The sequence below is a fragment of the Allosphingosinicella sp. genome (genome assembly GCF_046295735.1).
GTDB lineage: Bacteria > Pseudomonadota > Alphaproteobacteria > Sphingomonadales > Sphingomonadaceae > Allosphingosinicella.
This window is the reverse complement of the sequence record NZ_JBKBMQ010000003.1, coordinates 1-24,270: the sequence shown is the minus strand read 5'-3', so window position 1 is coordinate 24,270 and position 24,270 is coordinate 1. Positions and strand designations below refer to the sequence as shown.

At 69.0% G+C, this 24,270-nt stretch carries 21 protein-coding genes and 1 tRNA gene; 17 read left to right on the top strand and 5 right to left on the bottom strand.

The annotated features are described in order from the left end of the window. Positions 1 to 14 precede the first annotated feature (14 nt). Positions 15 to 875 carry an N-formylglutamate amidohydrolase gene (locus tag ACK4K7_RS03935; protein WP_431863899.1) on the top strand — a complete coding sequence of 287 codons (861 nt, stop codon included), beginning with the start codon at positions 15 to 17 and terminating at the stop codon, positions 873 to 875. Here ACK4K7_RS03935 and glsA read toward each other — a convergent pair. Then, on the bottom strand, positions 862 to 1,830 hold the full coding sequence (gene glsA / locus ACK4K7_RS03930; protein ID WP_431863898.1) for a glutaminase A: 969 nt from the start codon (positions 1,828 to 1,830) through the stop codon (positions 862 to 864). The two genes, ACK4K7_RS03935 and glsA, sit on opposite strands and share 14 nt — an antisense overlap. Before the next feature lie 235 nt (positions 1,831 to 2,065). On the opposite strand from glsA, the gene ACK4K7_RS03925 reads away from it, so the two are divergent. Both ACK4K7_RS03925 and ACK4K7_RS03920 read left to right on the top strand, forming a co-directional pair. Next, on the top strand, positions 2,066 to 2,491 hold the full coding sequence (locus ACK4K7_RS03925) for a DUF1801 domain-containing protein (RefSeq protein ID WP_431863897.1): 426 nt from the start codon (positions 2,066 to 2,068) through the stop codon (positions 2,489 to 2,491). A gap of 180 nt (positions 2,492 to 2,671) precedes the next feature. Then, positions 2,672 to 3,799 (top strand): P1 family peptidase, encoded by a 1,128-nt coding sequence (locus ACK4K7_RS03920; RefSeq protein WP_431863896.1) that lies wholly within the window; start codon positions 2,672 to 2,674, stop codon positions 3,797 to 3,799. On the opposite strand, the gene ACK4K7_RS03915 is transcribed toward ACK4K7_RS03920, so the two are convergent. Beyond that, on the bottom strand, positions 3,796 to 6,291 hold the full coding sequence (locus ACK4K7_RS03915; protein ID WP_431863895.1) for an EAL domain-containing protein: 2,496 nt from the start codon (positions 6,289 to 6,291) through the stop codon (positions 3,796 to 3,798). The genes ACK4K7_RS03920 and ACK4K7_RS03915 overlap by 4 nt on opposite strands. 13 nt (positions 6,292 to 6,304) lie before the next feature. After that, the gene (locus ACK4K7_RS03910; protein ID WP_431863893.1) at positions 6,305 to 6,706 is read right to left on the bottom strand and encodes a PilZ domain-containing protein; all 402 of its coding nucleotides are present in this window, start codon (positions 6,704 to 6,706) and stop codon (positions 6,305 to 6,307) included. A gap of 181 nt (positions 6,707 to 6,887) precedes the next feature. On the opposite strand from ACK4K7_RS03910, the gene ACK4K7_RS03905 reads away from it, so the two are divergent. From ACK4K7_RS03905 to ACK4K7_RS03855, 11 genes are all read left to right on the top strand, one after another. Continuing rightward, on the top strand, positions 6,888 to 7,283 hold the full coding sequence (locus ACK4K7_RS03905) for a PilZ domain-containing protein (RefSeq protein WP_431863892.1): 396 nt from the start codon (positions 6,888 to 6,890) through the stop codon (positions 7,281 to 7,283). A gap of 130 nt (positions 7,284 to 7,413) precedes the next feature. Next, on the top strand, positions 7,414 to 9,483 hold the full coding sequence (locus tag ACK4K7_RS03900) for a TonB-dependent receptor plug domain-containing protein (protein WP_431863891.1): 2,070 nt from the start codon (positions 7,414 to 7,416) through the stop codon (positions 9,481 to 9,483). Between the two features lie 21 nt (positions 9,484 to 9,504). Next, on the top strand, positions 9,505 to 10,083 hold the full coding sequence (locus tag ACK4K7_RS03895; protein WP_431863890.1) for a GIN domain-containing protein: 579 nt from the start codon (positions 9,505 to 9,507) through the stop codon (positions 10,081 to 10,083). 152 nt (positions 10,084 to 10,235) lie between these two features. Further along, positions 10,236 to 12,386: a sodium-translocating pyrophosphatase gene (locus ACK4K7_RS03890; RefSeq protein ID WP_431863889.1), complete on the top strand. Its 2,151-nt coding sequence runs from the start codon at positions 10,236 to 10,238 to the stop codon at positions 12,384 to 12,386. A gap of 134 nt (positions 12,387 to 12,520) precedes the next feature. Then, positions 12,521 to 14,479 carry an alpha/beta fold hydrolase gene (locus tag ACK4K7_RS03885; RefSeq protein ID WP_431863888.1) on the top strand — a complete coding sequence of 653 codons (1,959 nt, stop codon included), beginning with the start codon at positions 12,521 to 12,523 and terminating at the stop codon, positions 14,477 to 14,479. A gap of 90 nt (positions 14,480 to 14,569) precedes the next feature. After that, positions 14,570 to 14,788 carry a translation initiation factor IF-1 gene (gene infA, locus ACK4K7_RS03880; protein WP_003049127.1) on the top strand — a complete coding sequence of 73 codons (219 nt, stop codon included), beginning with the start codon at positions 14,570 to 14,572 and terminating at the stop codon, positions 14,786 to 14,788. A 15-nt stretch (positions 14,789 to 14,803) separates the two neighbouring features. Beyond that, entirely contained in the window at positions 14,804 to 15,370 is a 567-nt protein-coding gene (locus tag ACK4K7_RS03875) for a Maf family protein (protein WP_431863886.1), read from the top strand. Then, a complete protein-coding gene (locus ACK4K7_RS03870; RefSeq protein WP_431863885.1) occupies positions 15,363 to 16,346 on the top strand; it encodes a ribonuclease in 984 nt (327 codons plus the stop codon). The genes ACK4K7_RS03875 and ACK4K7_RS03870 overlap by 8 nt, the downstream gene beginning before the upstream one ends. Further along, positions 16,324 to 16,533 carry a DNA gyrase inhibitor YacG gene (locus ACK4K7_RS03865; RefSeq protein ID WP_431863884.1) on the top strand — a complete coding sequence of 70 codons (210 nt, stop codon included), beginning with the start codon at positions 16,324 to 16,326 and terminating at the stop codon, positions 16,531 to 16,533. Before ACK4K7_RS03870 ends, ACK4K7_RS03865 begins: the two co-directional genes overlap by 23 nt. 30 nt (positions 16,534 to 16,563) lie before the next feature. Further along, positions 16,564 to 16,639: transfer RNA gene (locus tag ACK4K7_RS03860), tRNA-Phe, on the top strand. A gap of 164 nt (positions 16,640 to 16,803) precedes the next feature. Beyond that, the gene (locus tag ACK4K7_RS03855; RefSeq protein WP_431863883.1) at positions 16,804 to 18,027 is read left to right on the top strand and encodes a tyrosine-type recombinase/integrase; all 1,224 of its coding nucleotides are present in this window, start codon (positions 16,804 to 16,806) and stop codon (positions 18,025 to 18,027) included. A 56-nt stretch (positions 18,028 to 18,083) separates the two neighbouring features. Here ACK4K7_RS03855 and ACK4K7_RS03850 read toward each other — a convergent pair whose 3' ends face one another. Next, complete coding sequence (locus tag ACK4K7_RS03850; RefSeq protein WP_431863882.1) at positions 18,084 to 18,326, bottom strand: helix-turn-helix transcriptional regulator; 243 nt, start codon at positions 18,324 to 18,326, stop codon at positions 18,084 to 18,086. 231 nt (positions 18,327 to 18,557) lie between these two features. Here ACK4K7_RS03850 and ACK4K7_RS03845 point away from each other — a divergent pair, with 231 nt between their 5' ends. Continuing rightward, the gene (locus ACK4K7_RS03845; RefSeq protein ID WP_431863881.1) at positions 18,558 to 20,639 is read left to right on the top strand and encodes a ParB/RepB/Spo0J family partition protein; all 2,082 of its coding nucleotides are present in this window, start codon (positions 18,558 to 18,560) and stop codon (positions 20,637 to 20,639) included. Positions 20,640 to 21,081: 442 nt separating this feature from the next. Here the strand turns inward: ACK4K7_RS03845 and ACK4K7_RS03840 are convergent, their stop codons facing one another. Beyond that, on the bottom strand, positions 21,082 to 22,125 hold the full coding sequence (locus ACK4K7_RS03840) for a nucleoside monophosphate kinase (protein WP_431863880.1): 1,044 nt from the start codon (positions 22,123 to 22,125) through the stop codon (positions 21,082 to 21,084). Between the two features lie 365 nt (positions 22,126 to 22,490). Here ACK4K7_RS03840 and ACK4K7_RS03835 point away from each other — a divergent pair, with 365 nt between their 5' ends. Both ACK4K7_RS03835 and ACK4K7_RS03830 read left to right on the top strand, forming a co-directional pair. After that, on the top strand, positions 22,491 to 23,342 hold the full coding sequence (locus ACK4K7_RS03835) for a serine hydrolase (protein WP_431863879.1): 852 nt from the start codon (positions 22,491 to 22,493) through the stop codon (positions 23,340 to 23,342). A 165-nt stretch (positions 23,343 to 23,507) separates the two neighbouring features. Next, positions 23,508 to 23,981 (top strand): NUDIX hydrolase, encoded by a 474-nt coding sequence (locus tag ACK4K7_RS03830; protein WP_431863878.1) that lies wholly within the window; start codon positions 23,508 to 23,510, stop codon positions 23,979 to 23,981. The last annotated feature ends 289 nt before the right edge of the window (positions 23,982 to 24,270 follow it).

Genomic DNA, 24,270 nt, shown 5'->3' with positions numbered 1-24,270 from the left:
GCGATTGAAGCGGCATGCCCTATGCCGATCCCGTCATTTTCCGCCGTCCCGCGGCGGGCGCCGAGCTCCCGATCGTCTACGATTCGCCGCACAGCGGGCGCAGCTATCCCGAGGACTTCCGGCCGGTCCTGCCGGTCGAGCAGCTGTGGGGGTTCGAGGACCGGATGGTGGACGATCTGCTGGTCGACGCGCCGGATCACGGCGTTCTGCTGATCGCCGCCAATTTCCCCCGCGCCTATATCGATCCCAACCGCGCGCCCGACGATATCGGCGAGGACCTGACCGGCGCCGACTGGCCGCACGAGGCCCGCCCGACCGACTATTCGCGGCGCGGCCTCGGCCTCATCTTCCGGGTCGGTCCGGACGGCAAGCCGATCTACGAGCGCCCGCTCGACCATGACGACATCCTGCGCCGGATCGAGAAGCTGTGGCGGCCTTATCATGCGGCGCTGGAGGAGGCTCTGGCGGCGGCGGAGCGGCGCTGGGGCAAGGTGTGGCACGTGAACTGGCACTCGATGCGCCCGGTCGGCGACGCGCTCGCCCCCGATCCCGGCGCGACCCGCCCCGACTTCGTCGTCAGCGACCGCGACGGGACGAGCGCGGAAGCCCCCTTCACCGACCGCGTCGCCGGCCTGCTGGAAGAGCTCGGCTATACGGTCGCGCGCAACGCGCCGTTCAAGGGCGGCTACATCACCGCGCTGCACGGCCGCCCGGCGCAGGGCCGCCACAGCGTCCAGATCGAGATCAACCGCCGCCTCTATCTCGACGCCGCGACGCTGGAGCCGACCGACCGCGCCCGCGCGCTGCGGCGGGACCTGTCGACCTTCACCCGCACGCTCGCCGAATGGGCGCGGGCGCGGATCAGCGGGTCCTGACGCGGCCGAAGCTCGACCAGTCGAGCCGGTCGGTCAGCATTTCGAGCGCGCGGGTGCCGAGCAGCGAATTGCCGCTCTCGTCGAGCCCCGGCGACCAGACCGCGATCGAGGCGGTGTTGGGCGCGATGGCGAGGATGCCGCCGCCGATCCCGCTCTTGGCGGGGAGGCCCACGCGGTAGGCGAACTCGCCCGCCCCGTCATATTGTCCGGAGGTCATCATCAGGGCGAGGATGCGCCGCGCACGCCGGGCGGCGTCTTCGCGCGGGCAGGCGCGATCGTCCGGCCCCTCCAGCATCAGGAAGCGGCCGACGCGCGCGAGCTGGCGGCAGGACAGCTCGATCGCGCATTGCCGCACATAGGCGCGCAGCACGTCGGCGATGGCGTTGTTGACGTTGCCGAAATGCTTGGCGAGGCTGAGCAGCGCGCGGTTGAGATGGCTGCCGGTGCGGTCCGCCTCGGCGATCTCCTCGTTGAGCGAAAAGGCCTCGCCATCCAGCAGCCGGGCGACGAAGTCGATCACCGCCTGCACCTCCTCGTCGGCGCTCAGCGCGTCGAGCAGGGCGTCGATCACCACCAGCGCGCCGGCGTTGACGAACGGGTTGCGCGGATGGCCCTTGTGCCGCTCGAGATCGATGATCGAGTTGAACGGATCCCCCGACGGATCGCGCCCGCACCTGTCCCACAGCTTTTCGCCATAGCGCTCCAGCGCCAGCTCCAGCGAGAAGACCTTGGAAATGGACTGGATCGAAAAGGGCGTGTCGGCATCGCCGCCGCAGACGAGATCGCCCTCGCGGGTGAGGATCGCGATCCCGAACTGACGGGTGTCCACCTCGGACAAGGGCCCGATCCGCTTGGTGGCCTCGCCCCGGTCGGAGCAGGCGAACATTTCCTTCGTGATCTCCTCCACGGCGTCCTTGACGGCCGGAAGGTCGATGGGCTGCGGCTGCGCTGTCATGCCCCAACAACCGCCCCGCGCCGCGCAGGTTCATTTCCGGGCGACGCGGGGTGGAGTGATGGGGGGAGATTCCGGCTTTCGCCGGAATGACGGCAAAGGATGGGTCCCGCCGCCCCGCCCGTCATCCCGGCGAAGGCCGGGATCTACCCCCCTCCTCCACCTTCCCTGAGCTTGCCCCTCCCCGCAGACCGCGTACAATCCCGCCTTCCGTCGCCGGAGAGGGGAGGAGACAGCCATGGCCGAGATCAAGACGCGGCCGACCGACGTCAGCGTCGACGCGTTCCTCGACGGGGTCGCCCATCCGGCGCGGCGCGCCGACGGCATAACGGTGCGCGCGCTGATGGAGCGGGTGACGGGGGAGCCCGCGACGATGTGGGGGCCGTCGATCGTCGGCTTCGGCAGCTATCATTACCGCTATGCCAGCGGTCATGAAGGCGACATGTGCCGTGTCGGCTTTTCTCCCCGCTCGGCCAATCTGGTCCTCTATGTGGGCGGCTTCCCCGAATTTGAGGCTTTGCTCGAAAAGCTGGGCAAGCACCGCCGTTCCAAGGCCTGTCTCTATCTCAACAAGCTGGCCGACGTGGACGCGGATGTGCTGGAGGAGATCGTCCGCCGAACCTATGCCGCGACCGAGGGCGTCGATCACTGCACCGTCTGCTGATCGCGGGATCGCGAAGGACGAAGAGATCCCGGCTTTCGCCGGGATGACGGCAGGGATGGGGCCGGAATTCCTCTCCGTCATCCCGGCGAAGGCCGGGATCTCCCCCCAGTTCGCGCCCCGCCGCTTGACGAACCCGGACCCCGCCGGGTCTAAAGCGGCGGCTGCTGCTGGAGGTTCGATGTGCCATTCCCAACCCTCGTCCTTGCCGTCCTGCTGTCGGCGACCGTGAGCGAGGGTGCCACGGACCGGCCGCGGGCGCGCGACGCGGGGGTCGAGATCGGCATCCTCGCGCCGGGACCGCTCAACGCCATCACCGACGTCGCTGGGGTGACCGTCGGGCATGCGACGCTGATCGAGGGAAACACGATCCGCACCGGCGTGACCGCGATCCTCCCGCATTCCGGCAACCTCTTCCAGGACAAGGTGCCGGCCGGCTTCGCGGTGGCGAACGGCTTCGGCAAGTTCGCCGGATCGACCCAGATCGAGGAGCTCGGCGAGATCGAGACCCCGATCCTCCTCACCAACACCCTCGCCGTTCCCGAAGCGATGGCGGCGGCGATCGAATGGACGCTGGAGCAGGCCGGCAACGGGGAGGTGCGGTCGGTCAACGCCGTCGTGGGCGAGACCAATGACGGCTTCCTGAACGACATCCGCGCCCGGCGTGTGGCCAAGGCCGACGCGCGCGCGGCGATCGAGGCGGCGCGGGGCGGACCGGTGGTGGAGGGCGCGGTCGGCGCCGGCACCGGCACGGTGGCGTTCGGCTGGAAGGGCGGGATCGGCACCGCCTCGCGCCGCCTGCCCGCCAGTCTCGGCGGCTGGACGGTGGGCGTCCTCGTCCAGTCCAATTATGGCGGCGTGCTGAGCGTCGGCGGGGCGGAGGTCGGCCGCGCGCTCGGCCGCCACATGCTGCGCGACGAGCTGGCCGCCGGATCGGGCGACGGATCGGTGGTGATCGTCATCGCGACCGATGCGCCTCTGTCCGACCGCAATCTCGAGCGGCTCGCCCGCCGCGCCTTCCTCGGCATCGCCCGCACCGGATCGCCGATCACCAACGGATCGGGCGACTATGCGATCGCCTTTTCCACCCATCAGGACGTGCGCCGCACCCCGGCCCGCCGCGGCGCCGTCGCGGACGTCGCCGAGCTTCCGAACGACCTCACCAGCCCGCTCTTCCTCGCGGCGATGGAAGCGACCGAAGAGGCCGTGCTCAATTCCATGTTCGCGGCCGAGCCGATGTCGGGCCACCGCGGCCGCATCGAAGCCCTGCCGATCGCCGACGTGCTCCGCGTCTATCGCGCCGGGCGCTAGCCGCGGCGGACGTCCTTCAGGGTCAGCCTTTCCTTGCGGCCGGCCCAGGGCGAGGCGGGGCTGGTCTCGCTCTTCAGATATTCGGGCATCAGCGGCTGCACGGTCGCGGCGGGCGCCTTCTGGCCGAGTTCGCGCAGCTCGAACTCGGTGGCGAAGCGCAGGCCGAGCCGGCCGTCATGCGCCCAGCGTATCTCGGCCGGGAGGCGGATGCCGCCGCCCAGGTCCAGCTCCGCCCGCGCGCCTTCCTTGAACCGGCCGGCGCATTCCAGCATCGCGCCCGCGGCGGAGATGTTGCGCAGCCGCACCTCGTGGGTGCGCTGGCCGACCTTGAGGCTGCCGTTGCGGATCAGGCTGTGGCGCGGCGGCCGGCTGTAGGCGAGCCCGCGCGCGTCGACGCTGCGGCTTTCCCGCGCCATGCGCGCGGCTTCGGCGGCGGCGACCGGACGGCCGAAGATGAAGCCCTGGATTTGCGCGCAGCCGAGCTCCCGCGCCAGCGCCAGCTCCTCCAGCGTTTCCACGCCTTCGGCCACCACCGTCATGTCCAGCCCCTCGGCCATAGCGACGATGGCCCGCACCGCGGCGCCGTTGCGGCCGCCGGCCCGGTCCGCCGCGGCGCGCAGCATGGCGGGATCGATCTTGATCGTGTCGAGCGCGGCGTTGCGGAGGCTGGCGAGGCTGGACTGGCCGGCGCCGAAATCGTCGATGGCGAGGCGGACGCCGAGCGCTTCCAGCTCCGCCAGCGCCGCCTGGGCGCAGCCGCCTTCGGCGACCAGCGATTCCTCGCGCAGGTCGAGCTCGAGCCGTTCGGGCGGGAGGCTGGTCGCCTTCAGCACCTCGGCCACGCCGGCGGCGAAGCCGGGCCGCGCCAGCTCGACCGGGGAGACATTGACCGCGACGCGGCAGGTCTTCGGCCATTGGGCCGCGTCGGCGCAGGCGGCGGCGAGCGCCCAGCGGCCGATGTCGACGACCAGCCCGGTCTCTTCCGCCACCGGAAGGAAGGCGGCGGGCGACAGCGGCCCGCGCGTGGGATGTGCCCAGCGCAGCAGCGCCTCGAAGCCGACCGGCTCCTCGGTCGCCGCCTCAATGATCGGATGATAGACCAGCGACAGCTGGCCCTGCTCCACCGCGCGGCGCAGGTCGGCGGCGAGGATCTGGCGGTCCGTCTCGCGCGTCTGCAGCCCCGCCTCGAAGAAGCAGAAGGTGCCGCGCCCGTTCGCCTTGGCGGCATAGAGGGCGAGGTCGGCTTCCTTGACCAAAGCGTCGGGCAGCGTCTTGCCGGGCCGCGAGATGGCGATGCCGACCGAGGCGCCGATCGAGATGCGGTGGCTCTTGATGAGATAGGGGAGCGACAATTGCTCGATCAGCCGGCCGGCGAGCTGGGCGAGGCGCCCCTCCTCGTCGATGCCGGGCAGCACCGCCTCGAACTCGTCGCCGCCCAGGCGGCCGGCCTTGCCGTCATTGCCGATCACCGCGGCGAGCCGCTGCGCCACTTCGCGCAGCACCGCGTCGCCGATCGGATGGCCGAGCGTGTCGTTGACCTGCTTGAAGCGGTCGAGGTCGATCAGCAGCAGCGCGCAGCCTTCCTTGCGGCTGTCGGCGTTGCGCAGCGCCTCCTCGAGCGTGCGGCGCATCATCGCCCGGTTGGCGAGGCCGGTCAGCGAATCGAGCGTCGCCAGCCGGCTCTTCTCGACCTCGCCGCGCTCGCGCTCCGAAATGTCGGTGCCCATGCCGCGAAAACCGAGATAGCGGCCGCGCTCGTCGAAGCTGGGCGTGCCGGACAGCAGCCACCGCACGTCGGTGCGGCCGTTCGGACGCACGGGTATGTCCGCGAAGGGAAAGCGGGCCGACAGATGGAAGACGACCGTCGGCCGGGCCGGATCGCCGCCTTCCTCCTCCTCGTCCTCGACCAGCAGCAGCTCGCCGAACGGCCGCCCGGCCAGGTCGGCGGCGCGGCGGCCGAGCGCGGCGGCGAGCGGTTCGGAGACATAGGTGAGGAGCCCGTCGGCATTGGTCGCCCAGAACCAGCCGCGCCCGCCGCGTTCGATGTCGCCGACGAACAGCCGCGCCATCCGCGCCTGGCGCTCGCTGGCGCGCTGCTCGCGGGCGCGCGCGAGCGTGTCGCGGGCGCGCGACAGGCTGAGGCCGACGAGGCAGGCCGAGAAAGCGGCGCCGATCGCGGCGCCGTCGAGCCCGAGCGTCGCGGCGAGGATGAGCACCGCCGCGGCGGCGGCGGCCGCGAGCAGGATCGGAAACGGCAGCAGCACGGCGATGCCGCCGGCCAGCACGACCGCAGCCGTGCTCGGCCCGCCGCCGGCGAGCAGGGCTCCGCCGCAGGCAAGCTGGATCGCCGCCAGCGCGGAGGCGATGGCGGCGAGACGGGGGAGATAGCCGCCCTGAGCGGCGTCGGCGCGGCGCAGGCCCGCGAGCCACAGGTTCGTCGGGCGCCCGCCCCCGCCGCCTTCGCCCAGGCCGGAGAAGCGGCCCTTCCTCATGTCGGGAGCCGTATCATTCCAGCGCGATCGCCTGGTCGCCGACGTCGAGCCCGATGCGGCCTTCGCGCACCCAGCGCACGATTCCGTCGATGCGCGGCATGCCTTCAAAGGTCACCGAAATCCGCTCGCCGATCCGCGGTTCGATGTCCGCCTCGATCATCAGCCCGCTCGCCGAGATGTTGACCACCTTCACCAGCAGCTTCTTGCGGCGGAAACCGATCATCGCCCGTTCGACGATGCCCCGGTGCCGGTCCTCGCGGCGCTGGTTGGTGATGCGGCGCTCGGCCCGCGGGATCGCGACCCGGACGAGGCTGCCCTCCGCGCCGGACTTGCGACGGCACGTCTCCTTCGTGGTGACCGGCGAATAAGGCTTCACGCCGTCGCCCGACAGGATAGCGGCACGAAGATCATGCATTGCTGGCAGGTCCCCTCTTGATATCGCTGGTTCCGCTTATGCCGCCAAAGCCTTACCGAATTGCTAGCGCGGACCGCCGCCGGCACCGGAAGCCATTCATTAACCTTGCGGAACTATCTTGAGGCTGGGCGGAGTGGCTTTCGCGACTCCGTCCGCCACGCAGCGTTGCGAGGAGGGACGGTTGCGCAAGAGCGATCGGATCAGGGTGGGCGCGCCGACCAGGATGCGCCCCAACGACTGGAGCAGCATCGAGGTCGAGCTGATCGACATCTCGGCCGGCGGCTTCAAGGCGGCGTGCGAGGCGCGGGTCCTGCGCGGCAGCATCGTCACCATCGACCTGCCCGGCCTCGGCCCGGTCGAGGCCCAGGTGACCTGGCACCGCGCCGGCCGGATCGGCGCCAAATTCCTGACCCCCATCGATCTCACGGCCACGCCCTGGCGCCCGGCGCAGGGCGAATCGCTGCTGCTGAACCTGCTCCGCCAGCGCGCCTCCGCGCGCAAGGAAGGGCGCTTCGCCGACGAGCGCGAGCTTCGCCAGCGCATCCTTTCGGCGCTCCCGATCCGCACCGTCGCCTGATCTCTTGCCGCTCCCTTGCATTTTGGGGGTTGCGGGCGCGCTACATTTGCAGCTAACGCTACAAACGTAGCGGAAAGAGGCCCGCCCCATGCGGGGTACGAATCGCCTCCCGCGCAAGGGAGGAAGTGACATGCGTTTTTCGACGACCCGCGCCGGCCGGATCTCCCTTGCCGCGGCCCTGCTCGCCTCGGCCGCGCCGGCGCTGGCGCAGGAGGCGGCGCCGCCCGCCACGGTCGAGGGTTCCCGCACCTTCATGCCGGAGGACTTCGCTCGCTTCGCCCCGCGCAACGCGCTCGACATGCTGCGCCAGGTGCCGGGCTTCGCCATCCGCGAACAGACCCAGGAACGGGGCCTGGGCGAGGCCGGCGTCAACGTCATCGTCAACGGCCAGCGCATATCGGGCAAGTCGAACGACATCCAGGCGGAATTGAGCCGCATCCCGGCCCAGAACGTGATCCGCATCGAGATACGCGACGGCGCGACGCTCGACATCCCCGGCCTGTCGGGCCAGGTCGCGAACGTTGTCGCCCGCGCCGGCGGGATTTCCGGCCAGTTCTTCTGGAGCCCGGAGGTGCGCGCCCGCTACGCGCCGGCGCTGTGGAGCCGGTTCGAAGTGTCGGCCAGCGGCACCAGCGGCCCGGTCGAATGGACGGTCGGCATCGACAACCAGCCCGGGCGCGGCGGCGCCGGCGGCCCGACCTGGATCTACGGCCCCGATTTCCAGCTGATCGAATATCGCGACGAAATCTTCCGCGGCCGGCCCGAACGGCCGCGCATCAGCAGCCGCTTCGCGATCGACGGGCCGGGCAGCTCGGTCGGCAACCTCAACCTGTCCTTCCAGAAGATCTTCTTCGAATCCTCGGAAGGCGGGCTCCGGACCGGCCCCGGCCTGGTCGACCGGCTGCGCTTCGTCACCCAGGAAGAAGGCGGCCACAGCTACGAGATCGGCGGCGATTTCGAATTCGCGCTCGGCCCGGGCCGGCTGAAGCTGATCGGCCTCAACCGCGCGCAGCACCAGCCATACGAGACCGACCTCAGGCTCGACTTCGCCGACGGCGCGCCGCGTACCGGCAACCGCTTCACGCGGCTGGGCGACCAGAGCGAGCGCATCGCGCGGGGCGAATATCGCTGGCGCGGCTGGGGCGGCGACTGGCAGCTCTCGGCCGAGGGCGCGTTCAACAGCCTCGACAGCGTCTCGCGCTTCTTCGATCTCGATCCGGCCGGCGATCTGGTCGAGGTCCCGCTGCCCGGCGGCAGCGCGCGGATCGAGGAAGACCGCTACGAAGTGATGGGGAGCTGGGGCCGCACCCTCTCGCCGCGCCTGTCGGTGCAGCTGTCCGCCGGCGGCGAATATTCGAAGCTCAGCCACATCGCCGCCGCGGGAACCGCCACCCAGAGCTTCTGGCGTCCCAAGGGGCAGATCAGCGCCGCCTGGAAGCCGGCGCCCCGGCTCGACGTCAACCTGCGCCTGCGCCGGCGGGTGGGGCAGCTCAATTTCTACGATTTCCTCGCCACCGTGAACCTGGCCGACGACCGGCAGAACAGCGGCAATCCCGATCTCGTCCCGCCGCAGATCTGGGAGGCGGAGGTGGAGACGGTGCGCAATCTCGGCCCCTGGGGCACGACCAGCCTGCGCCTCTACGGCCACCTGATCGACGACATCGTCGACATCGTCCCGATCGGCGACACCGGCCAGTCGCCGGGCAATCTCGACCGCGCGATCCGCTACGGCCTCGAATGGAAGGGCACGGTCAATTTCGATCCGGCCGGCTGGCGCGGCGCCAGGTTCGACGCGACCGTGCAGATGCAGGACAGCCGGGTGGAAGATCCGCTGACCGGGCGCAACCGGCGGATCAGCAACAGCCTGCTCCACAACGTGAACCTGTCGTTCCGGCACGACGTGCCGGGCACCGATTGGGCGTGGGGCAGCAACGCCAGCTATTATCTGCCGACCCGCAACTACCGGCTGACCGAGGTCAACCGCTATTGGGAAGGCCCGCTGTGGCTGGGCGCGTTCGTCGAGCACAAGGACGTTTTCGGCCTCACGGTGCGCGGCAGCGTCGGCAATCTGCTCGGCGCCGACAGCATGGCCTACCGCGTCGTCCATGACGGCCGCCGCACCCGCCCCGTCGCCTATATCGAGCGGCGCGACCGGGACATCGGCCCCATCCTCACGCTCCGCGTCAGCGGCCGCTTCTGATCCCACGAAGGAGGAACTGCCATGAAACCTGCCCCGATCCTCGCCGCGGCCCTGGCCGCCATGCTCGCCGCCGCCGCGCCCGCCATCCTCCATGCGCAGACGGTGGTGCCGGTGCCCGAATTCCGTTCGATCGCGCTGCAGGGCGGCGGCAAGGTGACGGTGCGCCACGCCCGCGTGCAGCGGGTGACGCTGGTCAGCGGCGACGCCGGCGACAGCCGCATCGAGGTCGACCGCAAGAGCCTCCGGCTCAGCCCGTGCCGCAGCCGCTGCTCGGGCGAGCGGCGCTTCGAGGTGCTGGTGGAAACGCCGGACGTCGACGCCTTCGCCATCCAGGGCGGCGGCGCGATCGAGGTGGCGGGCGGTTTCCCGCGCCGCGCCTCGGTGGCGGCGGCGGTCTCCGGCGGCGGCCGGATCGATCTCCGCGCACTCGAAGCCGCGAGCGTCTCCGCTTCGGTGCGCGGCGGCGGCGACATCCTCGCCGGGCCGTCGCGGAGCCTCGCCGCCAGCGTGCAGGGCGGCGGCAGCATCCGGTATCTCGGCGATCCGGCGCTCACCTCCGCCGTGCAGGGCGGCGGCAGCGTCACCCGCCTTACCCGCTGAACACCTTCCGGAGCCGGGGCGCGGCGCGTCCCGGCCCATGTAAAAAGGGGCTTGAAACCCCAGGAACAGCCGCACACAACCTTCCGCGAACCGGGCGCATTCGCCTTCGGGGGTCAGACCTGCCCGGATCTAATCAGGGGAAGGACGCTCAAATGACAGTGGTGCTTGTGGCTATCGGCTGCGGATTGCTCGCAGTACTTTACGGCCTGGTGACCAGCCGGCAGGTGCTTGCCGCGCCCGCCGGCAATCCGCGCATGCAGGAAATCGCCGGCGCCATCCAGGAAGGCGCGAAGGCCTATCTCGGCCGCCAATATACGACGATCGCGATCGTCGGCGTGATCGTCGCGGTCATCGTCGGCTTCTTCCTCGGCCTTACCTCGGCGATCGGCTTCGTGGTCGGCGCCTTCCTGTCGGGCGCGGCCGGCTATATCGGTATGAACATCTCGGTCCGCGCCAACGTGCGCACCGCCGAGGCCGCCCGCACCAGCCTGCAAAAGGGCCTCACCGTCGCCTTCCGCTCGGGCGCGATCACCGGCATGCTGGTGGCGGGCCTCGCCTTGCTCGCCATCGCGATCTTCTTCTACGTGCTGGTCGGCGTGCTCGGTCACGAACCCAATGAGCGCGAAGTGATCGACGCGCTGGTCGCGCTCGCCTTCGGCGCCTCGCTCATCTCCATCTTCGCCCGCTTGGGCGGCGGCATCTTCACCAAGGCCGCCGACGTCGGCGCCGACCTCGTCGGCAAGGTCGAGGCCGGCATTCCCGAGGACGATCCCCGCAACCCGGCCGTGATCGCCGACAATGTCGGCGACAATGTCGGCGACTGCGCCGGCATGGCCGCCGACCTGTTCGAAACCTATGTCGTCACCGTCGGCGCCACCATGGTGCTGATCGCCCTGCTGGTCGGCGCGACCGGCGGCGCGGCGCTGCTGCCGCTGATGTCGCTGCCGCTGATCATCGGCGGCGTGTGCATCATCACCTCGATCATCGGCACCTATTTCGTCCGCCTCGGCCGCACCGAGTCGATCATGGGCGCGCTCTACAAGGGCTTCTGGCTGACGGCCGGCCTGTCCGTGCCCGCCATCTACGTCGCGATGATGCTGACGCTGGGCGACATGGACACCCTGCTCGGCGGACCCCGCACCGCGGGCGGCCTCGACGCCGCGCCCCAGGTGGTGGCGGGCACCGGCGGCTTCACCGGCCACGACCTGTTCTTCTCGGCGCTGGTCGGCCTCGCCGTCACCGGCCTCATCGTCTGGATCACCGAATATTATACCGGCACCAACTACCGGCCGGTGAAGTCGATCGCCAAGTCGTCCGAGACCGGCCACGGCACCAACGTCATCCAGGGCCTCGCCATCAGCCTCGAATCGACGGCGCTGCCGACCCTCGTCATCTGCATCGGCATCATCGTCGCCTACCAGCTCGCCGGCCTCATCGGCATCGCCTTCGCCGCGACCTCGATGCTGGCGCTGGCCGGCATGGTGGTTGCGCTCGACGCCTATGGCCCCGTCACCGACAATGCCGGCGGCATCGCCGAGATGGCGGGGCTGGAGGACAGCGTCCGGGTGCGCACCGACGCGCTCGACGCGGTCGGCAACACCACCAAGGCGGTGACCAAGGGCTATGCGATCGGATCGGCGGGCCTCGCCGCGCTCGTCCTGTTCGGCGCCTATACGACCGACCTTCAGGAATTCTTCGGCGACGTCGCCGTCGATTTCAGCCTGTCCAATCCCTACGTGATCGTCGGCCTGCTGCTCGGCGCGCTGCTGCCCTATCTGTTCGGCGCGATGGGCATGACCGCGGTCGGCCGGGCCGGCGGCGCGGTGGTCGAGGAGGTGCGCGCCCAGTTCCGCGACAATCCCGGGATCATGGAAGGCACCGCGCGGCCTGACTATGCCCGCACCGTCGATCTCGTCACCCGCGCGGCGATCAAGGAGATGATCATCCCGTCGCTGCTGCCGGTGTTCGCGCCGATCGTAGTCTATTTCCTGATCACCCTCGTCGCCGGCCAGTCGAACGGCTTCGCCGCCCTCGGCGCGCTGCTGCTCGGCGTGATCGTCTCCGGCCTGTTCGTCGCCATCTCGATGACGTCGGGCGGCGGCGCCTGGGACAATGCCAAGAAATATATCGAGGACGGCAATCACGGCGGCAAGGGCTCCGAAGCCCACAAGGCGGCGGTGACCGGCGACACGGTCGGCGATCCCTACAAGGACACGGCCGGCCCGGCGGTCAATCCGATGATCAAGATCACCAACATCGTCGCCCTGCTGCTGCTCGCGGCGCTGGCGGGCGCCGGCGGCTGATCCCGCCGCGCCCCGACGATCCCACTCGCCCCGCCCGGCGCATACCGGGCGGGGCTTTTTATGGGGGCTTTCCAACGCGGTAGCGTCCGATTAGGGTCGCCCCCATCGGGGGAATCGCGACTGGGGGGAACGCGATGTTGAAGCATATACTGGCCGCGACCGCTCTGTTGTTCGCGAGCGCGCCCGCGCCTGCCGCCGAGGCGGCGGCCGCGCCGGCCATTCCGCTCGAGCATTTCGCCGAGCTTCCGTTCCTGACCCATCCCGAACTGTCGCCGGACGGCCGCTTCGTCGCGGCGCGCCTGCCCGGCACCGGGGCGGAGCGGATCGGCATCTTCACTTTGGGGTCGGACGCGCCGCCTGCTTTGATCGGCGACGGCAAAGGCGAATATGATCTGCGCTGGATCCGCTGGGCCGGCAACGGCCGCCTGCTGATCGGCATCACCATCCTGGCGCCGTTCATGAACATGACCCTCCCGGTCAGCCGCCTGCTCGTCTACGACATCGAAACCCGGCAGCTGCGGGCCACGGGCGCCGGCAACGGGCTGGTCGGCGACGAGGTGATCCATGTCGCGCCCGACGGCGGGTGGATCCTGCTGTCGAGCCAGCCCGATCCCTTCTCTTATCCGAGCGTCTACCGGATCGATCTCGCCACCGGCGCCGCGCGCGAGGTGCAGACCGGCCGCACCGGCGTGTGGAACTGGTTCGCCGACGACCAGGGCGTGGTGCGCGCCGGCGTCGAATATGGCAACCGGCGGATGCGGATCTTCTACCGCGAGGCCGAAGGCGCGCCGCTGCGCCGGATCGAAAGCCGCCCCTATCAGCGCGACGACAGCACCATCGATTCGATCCGCTTCCTGGGCGAAAACACGGGCATCGTCGTCAGCAACGCCGAAACGGGCCGCTTCGGCGTCTACGAATATGACTTCGCCGCCGACGAGATGGGCGCCGCGATCTTCGACCATCCCGAAGTGGACGTGACCGACGTCTACGTGTCCCGCGACGGTCGGGTCGAGGGCGTGGCCTATGAGGACGACAAGCCGCGGGTGCGCTGGCTGAACGAGGAGCTGTCGGCGCTCCAGCAGACGATCGACAGGGTCTTCCCCGGCAAGAGCAACCGCATCAGGGGCCGCAGCCGCGACGGCGACAGGGTGCTCGTCTGGTCCGGCGGCGCCCACGATCCCGGAATGTACTTCATCTTCACCCGCTCGGCCAAGCGGATGGAGGCGTTCGCGGCGCCATTCGACAAGCTTCAGGACCATCGCTTCGCCGAGGTCCGCCCCGTCAGCTATCAGAGCCGCGACGGCCTCACCATCCGCGGCTATCTGACGCTGCCGCCCGGGCGCGCCGAGCGCGACCTGCCGCTGATCGTCATGCCGCATGGCGGGCCCTACCTTCGCGACAGCTGGACCTTCGATCCGCAGGTCCAGTTCCTCGCCAGCCGGGGCTATGCGGTGCTGCAGCCGAACTTCCGCGGCTCCACCGGCTATGGCCGCGAATTCGTCGAGCGGGGCTACGGCCAATGGGGCACCGGCATGGTCGACGACATGTCCGACGGGGTCGAATGGCTGGCGCGCGAAGGCATCGCCGATCCCGCGCGGGTGTGCATCATGGGCGGTTCCTATGGCGGCTATGCCGCTTTGTGGGCGCCGATCCGCGATCCGCAGCGCTACCGCTGCTCGGTGGCCTTCGCCGCCGTCACCGATCTGCGGGCGATGCTGCGCTACGACCGCCGCCAATTCTCGGCCCCGCGCTATGCCCGCGCCTGGCGACAGAAGGTGGAGGGCGAGGACCGGGCCGATCTCTCGCTCGTCTCCCCGCTTCAGCAGGCGGCCCGGCTCAAGGTGCCGACCCTGATCGCCCATGGCGACAAGGATCGCGTCGTGCCCCCGTCCCAGTCGCGCGACATGGTCCGCGCCCTCACCCGCGCCGGCGCGCGGGTCGAGTCCGTCTTCTATCCCGAGGCTGCCCACGGCTTCGGCCGCCCCGAGGATTCGATCGACTTCCTCCGCCGCGTCGAGGCTTTCCTCGCCCTCCACAATCCGGCGGACGGACCCGCCCCGGCGGCCGCGCCGGCCGCCGCGCCGTCGCCCTGACCTTAGCGGGCCGGCGCGGCGGCCGGCCCGCTTTCCTTTTGGGCGTCGAGCGGCTAAAGGGCGCGGACTTTTTCAGGTGCGCGAGGATAGATGGCCAAGGAAGAACTTCTCGAGATGCGCGGGCAGGTGGTCGAGCTGCTGCCCAACGCCATGTTCCGCGTGCGGCTCGAGAACGACCATGAGATCCTCGGCCACACCGCAGGCAAGATGCGCAAGAACCGCATCCGCGTCCTGGTCGGCGACGAAGTGCTGGTCGAACTGACGCCCTACGACCTGACCAAGGGCCGGATCACCTATCGCTTCAAATAAGGCACGGAGGCCGTCATGCGGCTGATCCTCGCGTCCGCCAGTCCGCGCCGGCGCGATCTCCTTGCCCGGATCGGCGTCGTGCCCGACGCCGTCGTCCCCGCCGAGATCGACGAGACCCCGAAAAAGGGCGAGCTGCCCGCCGACTATGCCCGCCGCATGGCGCGCGAGAAAGCGGCCGCCGTGCCCGGCGGCGGCGCGCTCGTCCTCGCCGCCGACACGGTGGTCGCCGCCGGCCGCCGCATCCTTCCCAAGACCGAGACGGAAGCCGAAGCACGCGCCACGCTCGGCCTGCTGTCGGGGCGGCGCCACAAGGTGCTCAGCGCCGTCACCCTGGTCGACGCGGCGGGCGTGGCGCGCCACCGCCTGTCGGTCACCACCGTCGCCTTCAAGCGCTTCGACGCGGCCGAGCTCGACGCCTATCTCGCCTCGGGCGAATGGCGCGGCAAGGCCGGCGGCTACGCCATACAGGGCCGCGCCGAAGCCTTGGTGCGGGCGATCGCCGGCAGCCATTCCGGCGTCGTCGGCCTGCCGCTCTACGAGACGCGGGCGCTGCTGCGCGCCGCCGGCTATCCCCTTGGCTGAGTGGCTGTACGAGGAGGGGATCGGCGAGCGCCGGGCCATCCTCGTCGAAGGCGGCGAGATCGTGGAGGCGGCGATCGAGCTGCCCGGCACGTTGCGCGCCGGCGCCGTTCTGAAGGGGCGGCTGACGGCGATCCTCATCCCCGGGCGGCGCGGCATCGTCGCCCTGGACGGGGGCGGCGGAGAGGCGCTGATCGAGCCGCTGCCGCCCGGCGTCACCGAGGGGGCGATGCTTCATGTCGAGATCGTCCGCGAGGCGCCGGTGGAGCCGGGACGCGCGAAGCTCCCCAAATGCCGCGCCGCCGACGGACCGCCGCGGCCGGGCCCCACGCTCGCCGAGCGGCTGGCGCCGGTCGCGCGCCACCCGGCCGCCGGCCCCGACCGGTTCGAGGAAGCGGGCTGGTCCGAGCTGATCGAGGAGGCCATGCGCGGCGAGATCGCCTTTCCCGGCGGCGCGCTGCGCATGAGCCTTACCCCGGCCATGACCCTGTTCGACGTCGACGGCGGCCTTGCGCCCGCCGAGCTGGCGGTCGCCGGCGCCGCCGCCGCCGCGCGCGCCGTCCGCCGCTTCGGCATCGGCGGCTCGATCGGCATCGACCTTCCGACGCTGGCCGCCAAGGCGGAGCGGCAGGCGGCGGCGGCCGCATTCGACGCCGCCTTGCCGCCGCCGTTCGAGCGAACCGCCGTCAACGGCTTCGGCTTCCTCCAGGTGGTCCGCCGCCGCGCCCGCGCCTCGATCCCGGAGATCGTCCGCGCCGACCCGGCGGCGGCCGCGGCCCGCGCGCTGCTGCGCCGGGCCGAGCGGACGGCGGGCGCGGGTCCCCGCGAGCTGGTCGCCGCGCCGGCGGTGGTCGCCGTTCTGGAGCGGCAGCCCGACTGGACCGCGGAACTCGCCCGCCGCGTCGGCGCCGGGATCGGCTTGCGGGCCGACCCCGCCCTTCCCATATGGTCCGGGCATGTCCAGAGCCGCTTCGCGTAACGCCTGCCCCCTGTGCGGAAAGCCCGCCGCCGCGCCGCACCGTCCCTTCTGCTCGCAGGGGTGCCGCGACCGCGACCTCCTCAACTGGCTGGGCGAAGGCTATCGCGTCGCCGGCCCGCCCGCCGATCCGGAACTTCACGGCCACGGCGAAGAGAGGCTGGACAGCGAGCGTGAAGCGCCTCTATAGGCGCTGCTTCCGACGACGCTTCGGAAAAACGCCCAGGTAGCTCAGTTGGTAGAGCACGTGACTGAAAATCACGGTGTCGGCGGTTCGATCCCGTCCCTGGGCACCATTTGTTCTTTTCAGAGCATCCCAAGCAATTTCATGAGGCCCTAGAAACCGCAGTTTTCTGCGGTTTTCTTGTGTCGAGTTGCGTCGGAGCGTCCGTTTGCATCCGACAGAGAAAAGGCTAGCGCGGGGGTACCTGCCGACACGATTTTTCGGGAGATACCCCCAATGCCCCTTTCAGCCGTGGCCGTGAGCAACGCCAGACCTAGGGAAAAAGCCTATAAGCTGAGCGACGACAGAGGCCTCTATCTGCTCGTGACGCCCAAGGGCTCCCGCTACTGGCGCTTCAAGTACCGATTCGCCGGCAAGGAGAAGACGCTCGCCTTCGGCGTCTACCCGGACGTCGGCCTCGCCGATGCGCGGGACAGGCGCGACGCGGCGCGGAAGGTCATCGCAGCGGGACGGGATCCGGCAGCCGAAAAGAAGCGGCTGATTGCTGAATGGCGCACGCGCCAGGAAGAAACCTTTGCCGTCATCGCGGACGAATGGCTGGAGCGGATGGAGAAGGAGCGGCGCTCCGAAGCGACGCTTTCCAAGCTTCGATGGCTGACGGACTTCGCCCGCCCCTCGCTAGGCGACCGGCCCATCGCCGAAATCACGGCGCCCGAGCTCCTCGCGGTTCTTCGCAAGGTGGAGGCACGCGGTCGCTACGAGACCGCCAACAGGCTGAGGAGCACGTTTGGGACGATCTTCCGGTATGCGATCGCCACCGGCCGCGCCCAGCGGGATGTGGCCTTCGATCTGAGAGGGGCCCTGATCACGCCCAAGGTGAACCATCACGCAGCAATCACCGATCCTAAAGAGGTCGGAGCGCTCCTCCGCGCGATCCATGGCTACGAGGGGCAGCTTGCCGTTCGTCATTCATTGCGCCTTCTGTCGCACCTTTTCGTCCGCCCCGGCGAGCTCAGGCTGGCGGAGTGGAAGGAGTTCGACCCCGACACCCGGGTCTGGACGATTCCCGCGCACCGCACGAAGATGCGCCGGCTGCACAAGGTCCCGCTCTCCAATCAGGTCCTGGCGATCCTCGGTGAGCTCGAGGCGATCACCGGCGACGGCAAGCTGCTGTTCCCCAGCATCCTGAGCGAGGATCGGCCCATGTCGGACAATACGATGAACGCCGCACTGCGAAGGCTCGGCTATGACCGGTCTCAGATGACCGCCCACGGCTTCCGCGCCATGGCCGCCACGCTGCTCAACGAGTGCGGAAAGTGGCACCCCGATGCGATCGAGCGGCAGCTGGGGCACGTGGAGAGCAGCAGCGTCCGGAGAGCCTACGCCCGTGGCGAGCATTGGGACGAGCGGGTCCGGATGATGCGGTTCTGGTCCGATTACCTCGACCAGCTGCGTGAGGGTGCCAAGGTGGTGAATGGGCGGTTCGGCCGGGCAGCCTAGCGCCACGACCGACCGCCGTTTCCCGCTCCGAGACGAGAGCCAGTGGCCGACGCCGGTCAGCCGTCGTCGAGACCAAGGCCCAACAGATCACCCGAGGGGGCGGCCCATGGGTGCGAGGTCGGGCTGCGCATCCAGGCTTCAACGGCCGACTCTCGCCACCCGACACATCTTTCGGAGATGCGGATCTGCTTGGGGAAGCTCCCCTGCTCGATCCTGCGGTAGAGCGTCGAGCGGCTGAGACCGGTTCGCTCCAGCACGGTCCTGATACGCAGAATTCTATCGAGACTTCCGAAAACCATCTTTAATCTCCTGCCAAGAATGGGGACGTCCTCATGAAGAACGGGAGCGCGCGGGACGATCAATAGGGCCGGGGTCTGGGTGCGGCGGAGACCTAGCTCGGTGCGCCCCAGAGGGATGTCTCGGCCGCTGCCTCGGGCTCCGACGCGACGCTGGCCCGGGAGAGAAAAGGTGGCGGGAGCCGGTGAGCAAGGGGTGCGGAGAGGCCGCACCGGCTCATATCGGAGGCCGACATGATCAAGACCATTCCTCTCAACAAGCTCATCCCCTCGCCGCGCAACGTACGTCGGAGCACTGACGAGCAGGCGGACCTGCAGCTGAAGGCGGACATCGCCGCCCGCGGGCTGCTTCAGAACCTCGTTGTTGCGCCGGCGAAGAAGCCGCGCGGAGCCTTCACTGTCGAAGCGGGCGGGCGCCGTCTTCATGCGCTGAAGGCGCTCGTCGACGACGGCAAGATCGAGGCAGGCCACGAAGTCTCGTGCCTCGTCATCGGAGGCGGAGCGGTCGCGCAAGAGGCGAGTCTCGCGGAGAACTTCCATCGCCTGGCCATGAACCCTGCCGACGAGTGCCTCGCCTTTGGCCAGCTGATCGAGCAGGGCGCGGACGTTGAGGGGGTCGCGCGCCGGTTCGGGCTGACCGTCCGGTTCGTCGAGGGGCGGCTGCGGCTCGCGAGCCTCGCACCTGTCGTGTTCGATGCGCTCGGGGCAGGCGAGATCACGCTCGACGTGGCCAAGGCCTATGCGGCGACCCCCGACCAGGAGCGGCAGGCGTTCGTGTTCGAGCAGGTGAGCCGGAGCTACATGGCCCAGCACCCCGACAGCATCCGCCGGATGATGACCCAGGCGACGGTGAGCGCGTCTGATCGACGGGCGCGGTTCGTCGGCGAGGAAGACTATGTCGCGACCGGCGGACGGATCGAGCGCGACCTGTTCTCGAACGAGGACGACGCGCGCTGGCTCGACATCGCTTTACTGGAACGGCTCGCGACCGAGAAGCTGGAGGCGCTCGCCGCCGAGACGGCGGCTTCGTCCGGCTTCGCCTTCGTTCGGCCGACGCTGGAGAGCTGGGCCGGCTACGAGGTCACGCGCGGACTGCAGCGCGTGCAGCTTGAGAGACCGCCGCTCACCGACGAGGAGAGCGCCGAGGTCGAGGCCCTCGAAGCCGAGACCGAGGAGCTGATCGGCCGGCTCGAGGATGAGGAAACCGGCGAGGAAGCACGCGAGGCCGCCGAGGCACGGGTGCGGGAGATCGGCGCCCGGATCGAGGCGATCACGGACAAGCCGCCGGTGATCCCGGACGAGCTTAAGCCCCGCATCGGCACGTTCCTGCTGCTCGACGCGAAAGGCGAGCCGCGGCTCGACACGGCCTATTATGTCGAGCCGTCGGCCGAGTCGGAGGAGTCGCACGATCCCGGCGCGACCGATGCTGGCGCGGACGCTGAAGAGGCGCCGGTCGTCGTGGCGACGCCGCCGATCCGGCAGCCCTCGCTCTCGCAGGCACTTGCTGACGAGCTGGCGATCCAGCGGCGCGACATCCTCGCCGTCCATGTCGCGGCTGATCCGGCTCTGGCGCTGGATCTCGCCACCTTCCTGATGATCGACCGAGAGGCGGGCTACTCGTCGGAGAAGAGCGGATCCTCGCTGCTCGCGCTGCCGCCGTCCGAGCCGGTGTTCGGGTTCAAGACGCCCGATGCGGCGGCGACCCGGGCTCGCGAGGACGCGGCCGAGACGCTCGACCGCAGCTGGACGGCGGGGGAGACGCGCGCTGCCCGGTTCGACGCGTTCCGGGCGCTTCCCGACCAGCCCCGGGCGGCTTGGCTAGGGTATGCGGTCGCGCGAACGCTTGAGGCGAGCCTCAACCTGCCCGGCGGGCGGACCTGTCCGTTCCACGATCATCTCGGCCGGCTGCTCGGCATTGATGTGGCCAAGTGGTGGCGGCCCACCGGCGCGAACTTCTTCGACCGGGTGCCGAAGAGCATGACCCTCGCCGCGCTGGAGGAGATCGGCGGCTCGGCGTTCGCCTACGGCTATTCGAAGGCGAAGAAGGCGGAGCTCAGCGAGACGGCCGAGCGCGTCTTCGCCGGGAAGATCACGCCGGCCGACGTGAAGAAGCGGGCGCTCGCCTGGGTGCCGGAGCCGATGCGGTTCTCGCCAGCGCCGGAGCGCCCCGCGGCTGCCGACGACGATACGCCGCCTTGGGAGGAAGCGGCGCCTGACAGCACCCAGCCGCTGGAGGAGGCGGAGCCGGAGAGGGAAGGAGAGGCCAGGGAAGCCGACGGCGGAGAGTCGTTCGAGAGGCTCGACGAAGCGGCCTGACGTCTCCCACTGCTTGCCTCAGGGGCGGTGCTTCGGCGCCGCCCCGCCTTCCTCGGCACCGGCCGAGGGCGGCGACCGGACTTTGTGAAAAGCGGCCGCAGGGATCGTCCAATGGGAACATGCAGGCGCTCCCCACTTTCCGCCGCGGTCCAACCCGACCCGAATGCCTAGCCGAGGTGCCTCACTGAACAGTCGGCCATCACCCCAGCCGGAAGGGGCGGCGACGCTTCACAGGAGATTGGCGACCATGGCGAACGGGATGGAACGGATCGCCGCCCGGTTTTCCCCGCCGCCCTCCACCCGTGGGGAGGGAGGTCCGAGGCGAGAACGCGTACCTTGCGATTGGCTGAGTCTGGCCGTTTGCGCACCGGCAGCCTTTGAAAGCGTCAACGAGTAATCTGCCACTCGGCTACGCAGGCCGTGTAGCGCAAGGCGATCCGGGTCAGGTCTTGTTCCGGTAAGGCCGCAAGCCCAGCAAAATCTCGGCGTCCTCGCTGAGCGGACGCGCCAGAAGTTCGCTTTCGGTGAGATCCGCCAGCTGTGCGCGCAGCAGAGCATAAACCGTCTGACGATCCTGGCTGGTGTCGACCTCGACACATTTGCCTTGGCCTTTGAAGTGCTCGACAATCGGCAACGTCTCGGCCTTGAACGTGTCAAAGCGCTGTTTCATGCTTTCGACATTGTCATCGCTGCGGCCAGAGTATTGCGCGCGGCCCAGAATGCGCTGGATCAGCACCTCCAGCGGGCATTCGAAATAGATCATCCTGGGCAAGTCGCCGTCGCGTCCGAACACCTCGCGCCAGGCGTCCAGATTGCTGAACGAGCGCGGGAAACCGTCGATAAGAAAGTTGCGATTGCCGGTGCGCCGGATAGTATTTTCGATCGCATCCTTTAGCAGTCTGACCACGATCTCGTCAGGCACAAGTTTGCCGGCATCGATGAATTGCTTGATTAGCGCGGTCGTCGGGCCGCCGGCCTTCAGTTCGGCGCGCAGCAGATCACCGGTGGACAGATGGGTCCATCCAAGCTGGATGTTCGCCAGTTCGCACATCGTGCCCTTGCCGGCACCGGGACCGCCGAGAATGAAGACGACATTCGGGTGCGGGCAGGGCAGCCGCGGATCGCAATAGTGCAGCGTCACCGACGGGGCCGGCGCGATCCCCATCTTGTAGACATTCCAGGGCCGGTCGGCGGGCGGCAGCGCGGCGTCGCAGGTGATCTCATAGGCAAGATGACCATCAAGCCGCGAAATGCGCCACGATTTGTAGCTGTTGGAATAAGAGATTGCGGGGCTACGGGCGGCTTTGCCGTCGGCTCGGTCCCAGGCTGGTTTGCCGTTCCAGTAGCCACGGCTCGACAGGGTGCCAGATTCGGATTCAGCGGGCGGCGCGGTCGAGGGAATGTAGAGGCCATCGACCTCCGTCAGGCCCGCGCCGGAAACTTCAATAAACAAGGTGTTGGGTGCATATGTGGCGGTTTGCGTCATGAGATTCCTTTAACTAGCGAGTGTGTCCGATTGTGGCCTGAAGGCTTGGAGCTGCGAGCCCTGTCAGATTGCTGGCATTGCATATGCTGTGCTCAGCGGCGGAGATAGGGACGGATGACTGGTCCCGGGCGTGAAATCCTATCACGCCCAGTTGCGCGAACTGACGCGCAAGCAGGCCGAGGCGCATCATCACGCTCGTGGCTCCTGTCGTTCAACTGCATCCCTCCAAGTTGGTTACGCCACCCTAGAGCTTCCGCACCCGGTTCCGCAGCTTATCCGATTCCAGCGGGATTTCATCGCTCTATGCTCGCGGGCACCGATTTGCTGGGCCATGATTCGAGGCGAACTGCCACGGGAGGATGCGGATGCGCTTGATCGGGATTGGCCTATATTTATTAGCTTTCGTTGCCCAGCCTGCCTGGGCCCAGGCAACCCCGAAGCTCCAGCAGCTCGAACAACGCCTCGCCGCCACGGCCATTGAAAATCCCGGCGACTTCGGCTCTGCCGCGCTCGACCTGACCAGCGGGAGCGTCGTCGGCTTCAACGGCCACGAACCTTTCCCGATGGCGAGTACGATGAAGATAGCAGTGGCGGCCGCGTACCTCGCGGAAGTCGATGCGGGGCGGCGCTCGCTCCATGAAACGGCCGGCGGAGCGACGGCGCTCAGCCTGATGGACCGGATGATGGTCCGCAGCGACAACCGCGCGACCGATCTCCTCGTCGAAATGCTCGGCGGACCCCGGGCGGTCGATCATTGGCTGCGTTCGCATCGGCTAAGCGGCATCCGGGTCGATCGCAACATCGCCCAGCTTCTCAGCGCCCGCCGCGACTTGTGGGACGTCAGGGACTCCAGCACGCCTGTCGCGATGCTCGAACTGCTCCGGCTCGTCGATGGGAACGAGGCGCTGACGCCGCACAGCCGAGCCCTGCTGCTCGACATGATGCGCCGCTGTGCCACCGGGTCGAACCGGATCAGGGGAATCCTGCCGAGCGGTGCGACGGTGGAGAACAAGACCGGCACCCTCAATCGCTACACCACCGATGTAGGGTTCCTCACGTTTCCGGACGGACGCCGTGTCGCCGTCGCGTTCTTTGCCCGCGGAGGAGGCAACCGGCCTGCCGTCATCGCTACCGCCGCACGAGCCATCTACGATGGGTTCGACAGTTCGGCCGAGCCCATCCATTCCGGAGGCTATCCGGCACAAGCGCCGCGCTGAGATCCAGGCGGATCGGGCGGTCCTAGCCATGTGAGGCTGCACCAAGCTGGGCGTTTTTTGGCCCATCATGCCCTCGCGCCGAGGGACTCACACCTGCGCCCTCCTGCTCAAGCCCTGCGACTAGGTATTCACGAAGCCTTAGGCCACCTCGCCTATCGCGATCTTATGAGCAGCTATATTCACGATCAGGGGCTGAAGCTCCGTCAGAAGGTGAGAGCCGTCGTTGTGGACAGCTCGGGTCAAATCCTGCTGGTGAGGCCGCACGGATACCATGCCGGTAAGTGGACGTTCGCAGGCGGTGGCGTGGAGGAGGGGGAGAGCCTTGGGGAAGCCATCCGCCGCGAACTTGCGGAGGAGCTAGGGCTTTCGCACATCTCGGGACTGGTCCAGCTGTCGGTGGGAAACAGGTTCGTCTATTCAGACGAATATAAGCGCAAGCGCGCCTTCGACCATGACGGGCAAGACGCCACCATCTTTGCCTGCATGGTCCCCGCCGGGGTCGATCTGCAGCTGCAGGCCGAGGAAATCGCGGAGGCAAGATGGTTCGACGAGGGGGCGGCAGCCCAAGCCTTTCCCGTCCCCAAGCAGCGTGCGGTATTCGAATCCTGCGTCGCGGAGCTGCGGCAGCTGGCCGCCTGATCCGCCTGGCCGTTCAGTCAACCATCGCCGCCACCAGGCGCGAGAGCGTTTCACGCGACAGCCCGCCGGTCGGCGAATAAACGTGCACCGAAGGCTTCGAGCGGGAGTGGATGGGTCGACCTTTCGTTCTTTCCCGAATGGCCATGGTTGTTCTCCTCTTAACCAAACCTAGGCCTCGTGGACAAAGGGTAGCCAGAGTTTGACGGAGGCGATGGTGACGAAGCCCAGATATGACTCTCGCGTCTTGTCGTAGCGGGTGGCAATGCGCCGCCAGTTCTTGAGTTTGTTG

What these genes read in the sequence shown, in the direction of transcription:
- ACK4K7_RS03935 (WP_431863899.1), top strand. Translation starts at nt 15, where the DNA reads ATGCCCTATGCCGATCCCGTCATTTTCCGCCGTCCCGCGGCGGGCGCC.
- ACK4K7_RS03900 (WP_431863891.1), top strand. Translation starts at nt 7,414, where the DNA reads ATGCGTTTTTCGACGACCCGCGCCGGCCGGATCTCCCTTGCCGCGGCC.
- ACK4K7_RS03845 (WP_431863881.1), top strand. Translation starts at nt 18,558, where the DNA reads ATGATCAAGACCATTCCTCTCAACAAGCTCATCCCCTCGCCGCGCAAC.
- ACK4K7_RS03850 (WP_431863882.1), bottom strand. Translation starts at nt 18,326, where the DNA reads ATGGTTTTCGGAAGTCTCGATAGAATTCTGCGTATCAGGACCGTGCTG.
- ACK4K7_RS03865 (WP_431863884.1), top strand. Translation starts at nt 16,324, where the DNA reads ATGTCCAGAGCCGCTTCGCGTAACGCCTGCCCCCTGTGCGGAAAGCCC.
- ACK4K7_RS03875 (WP_431863886.1), top strand. Translation starts at nt 14,804, where the DNA reads ATGCGGCTGATCCTCGCGTCCGCCAGTCCGCGCCGGCGCGATCTCCTT.
- ACK4K7_RS03835 (WP_431863879.1), top strand. Translation starts at nt 22,491, where the DNA reads ATGCGCTTGATCGGGATTGGCCTATATTTATTAGCTTTCGTTGCCCAG.
- ACK4K7_RS03855 (WP_431863883.1), top strand. Translation starts at nt 16,804, where the DNA reads ATGCCCCTTTCAGCCGTGGCCGTGAGCAACGCCAGACCTAGGGAAAAA.
- ACK4K7_RS03840 (WP_431863880.1), bottom strand. Translation starts at nt 22,125, where the DNA reads ATGACGCAAACCGCCACATATGCACCCAACACCTTGTTTATTGAAGTT.
- ACK4K7_RS03895 (WP_431863890.1), top strand. Translation starts at nt 9,505, where the DNA reads ATGAAACCTGCCCCGATCCTCGCCGCGGCCCTGGCCGCCATGCTCGCC.
- ACK4K7_RS03830 (WP_431863878.1), top strand. Translation starts at nt 23,508, where the DNA reads ATGAGCAGCTATATTCACGATCAGGGGCTGAAGCTCCGTCAGAAGGTG.
- ACK4K7_RS03925 (WP_431863897.1), top strand. Translation starts at nt 2,066, where the DNA reads ATGGCCGAGATCAAGACGCGGCCGACCGACGTCAGCGTCGACGCGTTC.
- ACK4K7_RS03915 (WP_431863895.1), bottom strand. Translation starts at nt 6,291, where the DNA reads ATGAGGAAGGGCCGCTTCTCCGGCCTGGGCGAAGGCGGCGGGGGCGGG.
- infA (WP_003049127.1), top strand. Translation starts at nt 14,570, where the DNA reads ATGGCCAAGGAAGAACTTCTCGAGATGCGCGGGCAGGTGGTCGAGCTG.
- glsA (WP_431863898.1), bottom strand. Translation starts at nt 1,830, where the DNA reads ATGACAGCGCAGCCGCAGCCCATCGACCTTCCGGCCGTCAAGGACGCC.
- ACK4K7_RS03885 (WP_431863888.1), top strand. Translation starts at nt 12,521, where the DNA reads ATGTTGAAGCATATACTGGCCGCGACCGCTCTGTTGTTCGCGAGCGCG.
- ACK4K7_RS03890 (WP_431863889.1), top strand. Translation starts at nt 10,236, where the DNA reads ATGACAGTGGTGCTTGTGGCTATCGGCTGCGGATTGCTCGCAGTACTT.
- ACK4K7_RS03910 (WP_431863893.1), bottom strand. Translation starts at nt 6,706, where the DNA reads ATGCATGATCTTCGTGCCGCTATCCTGTCGGGCGACGGCGTGAAGCCT.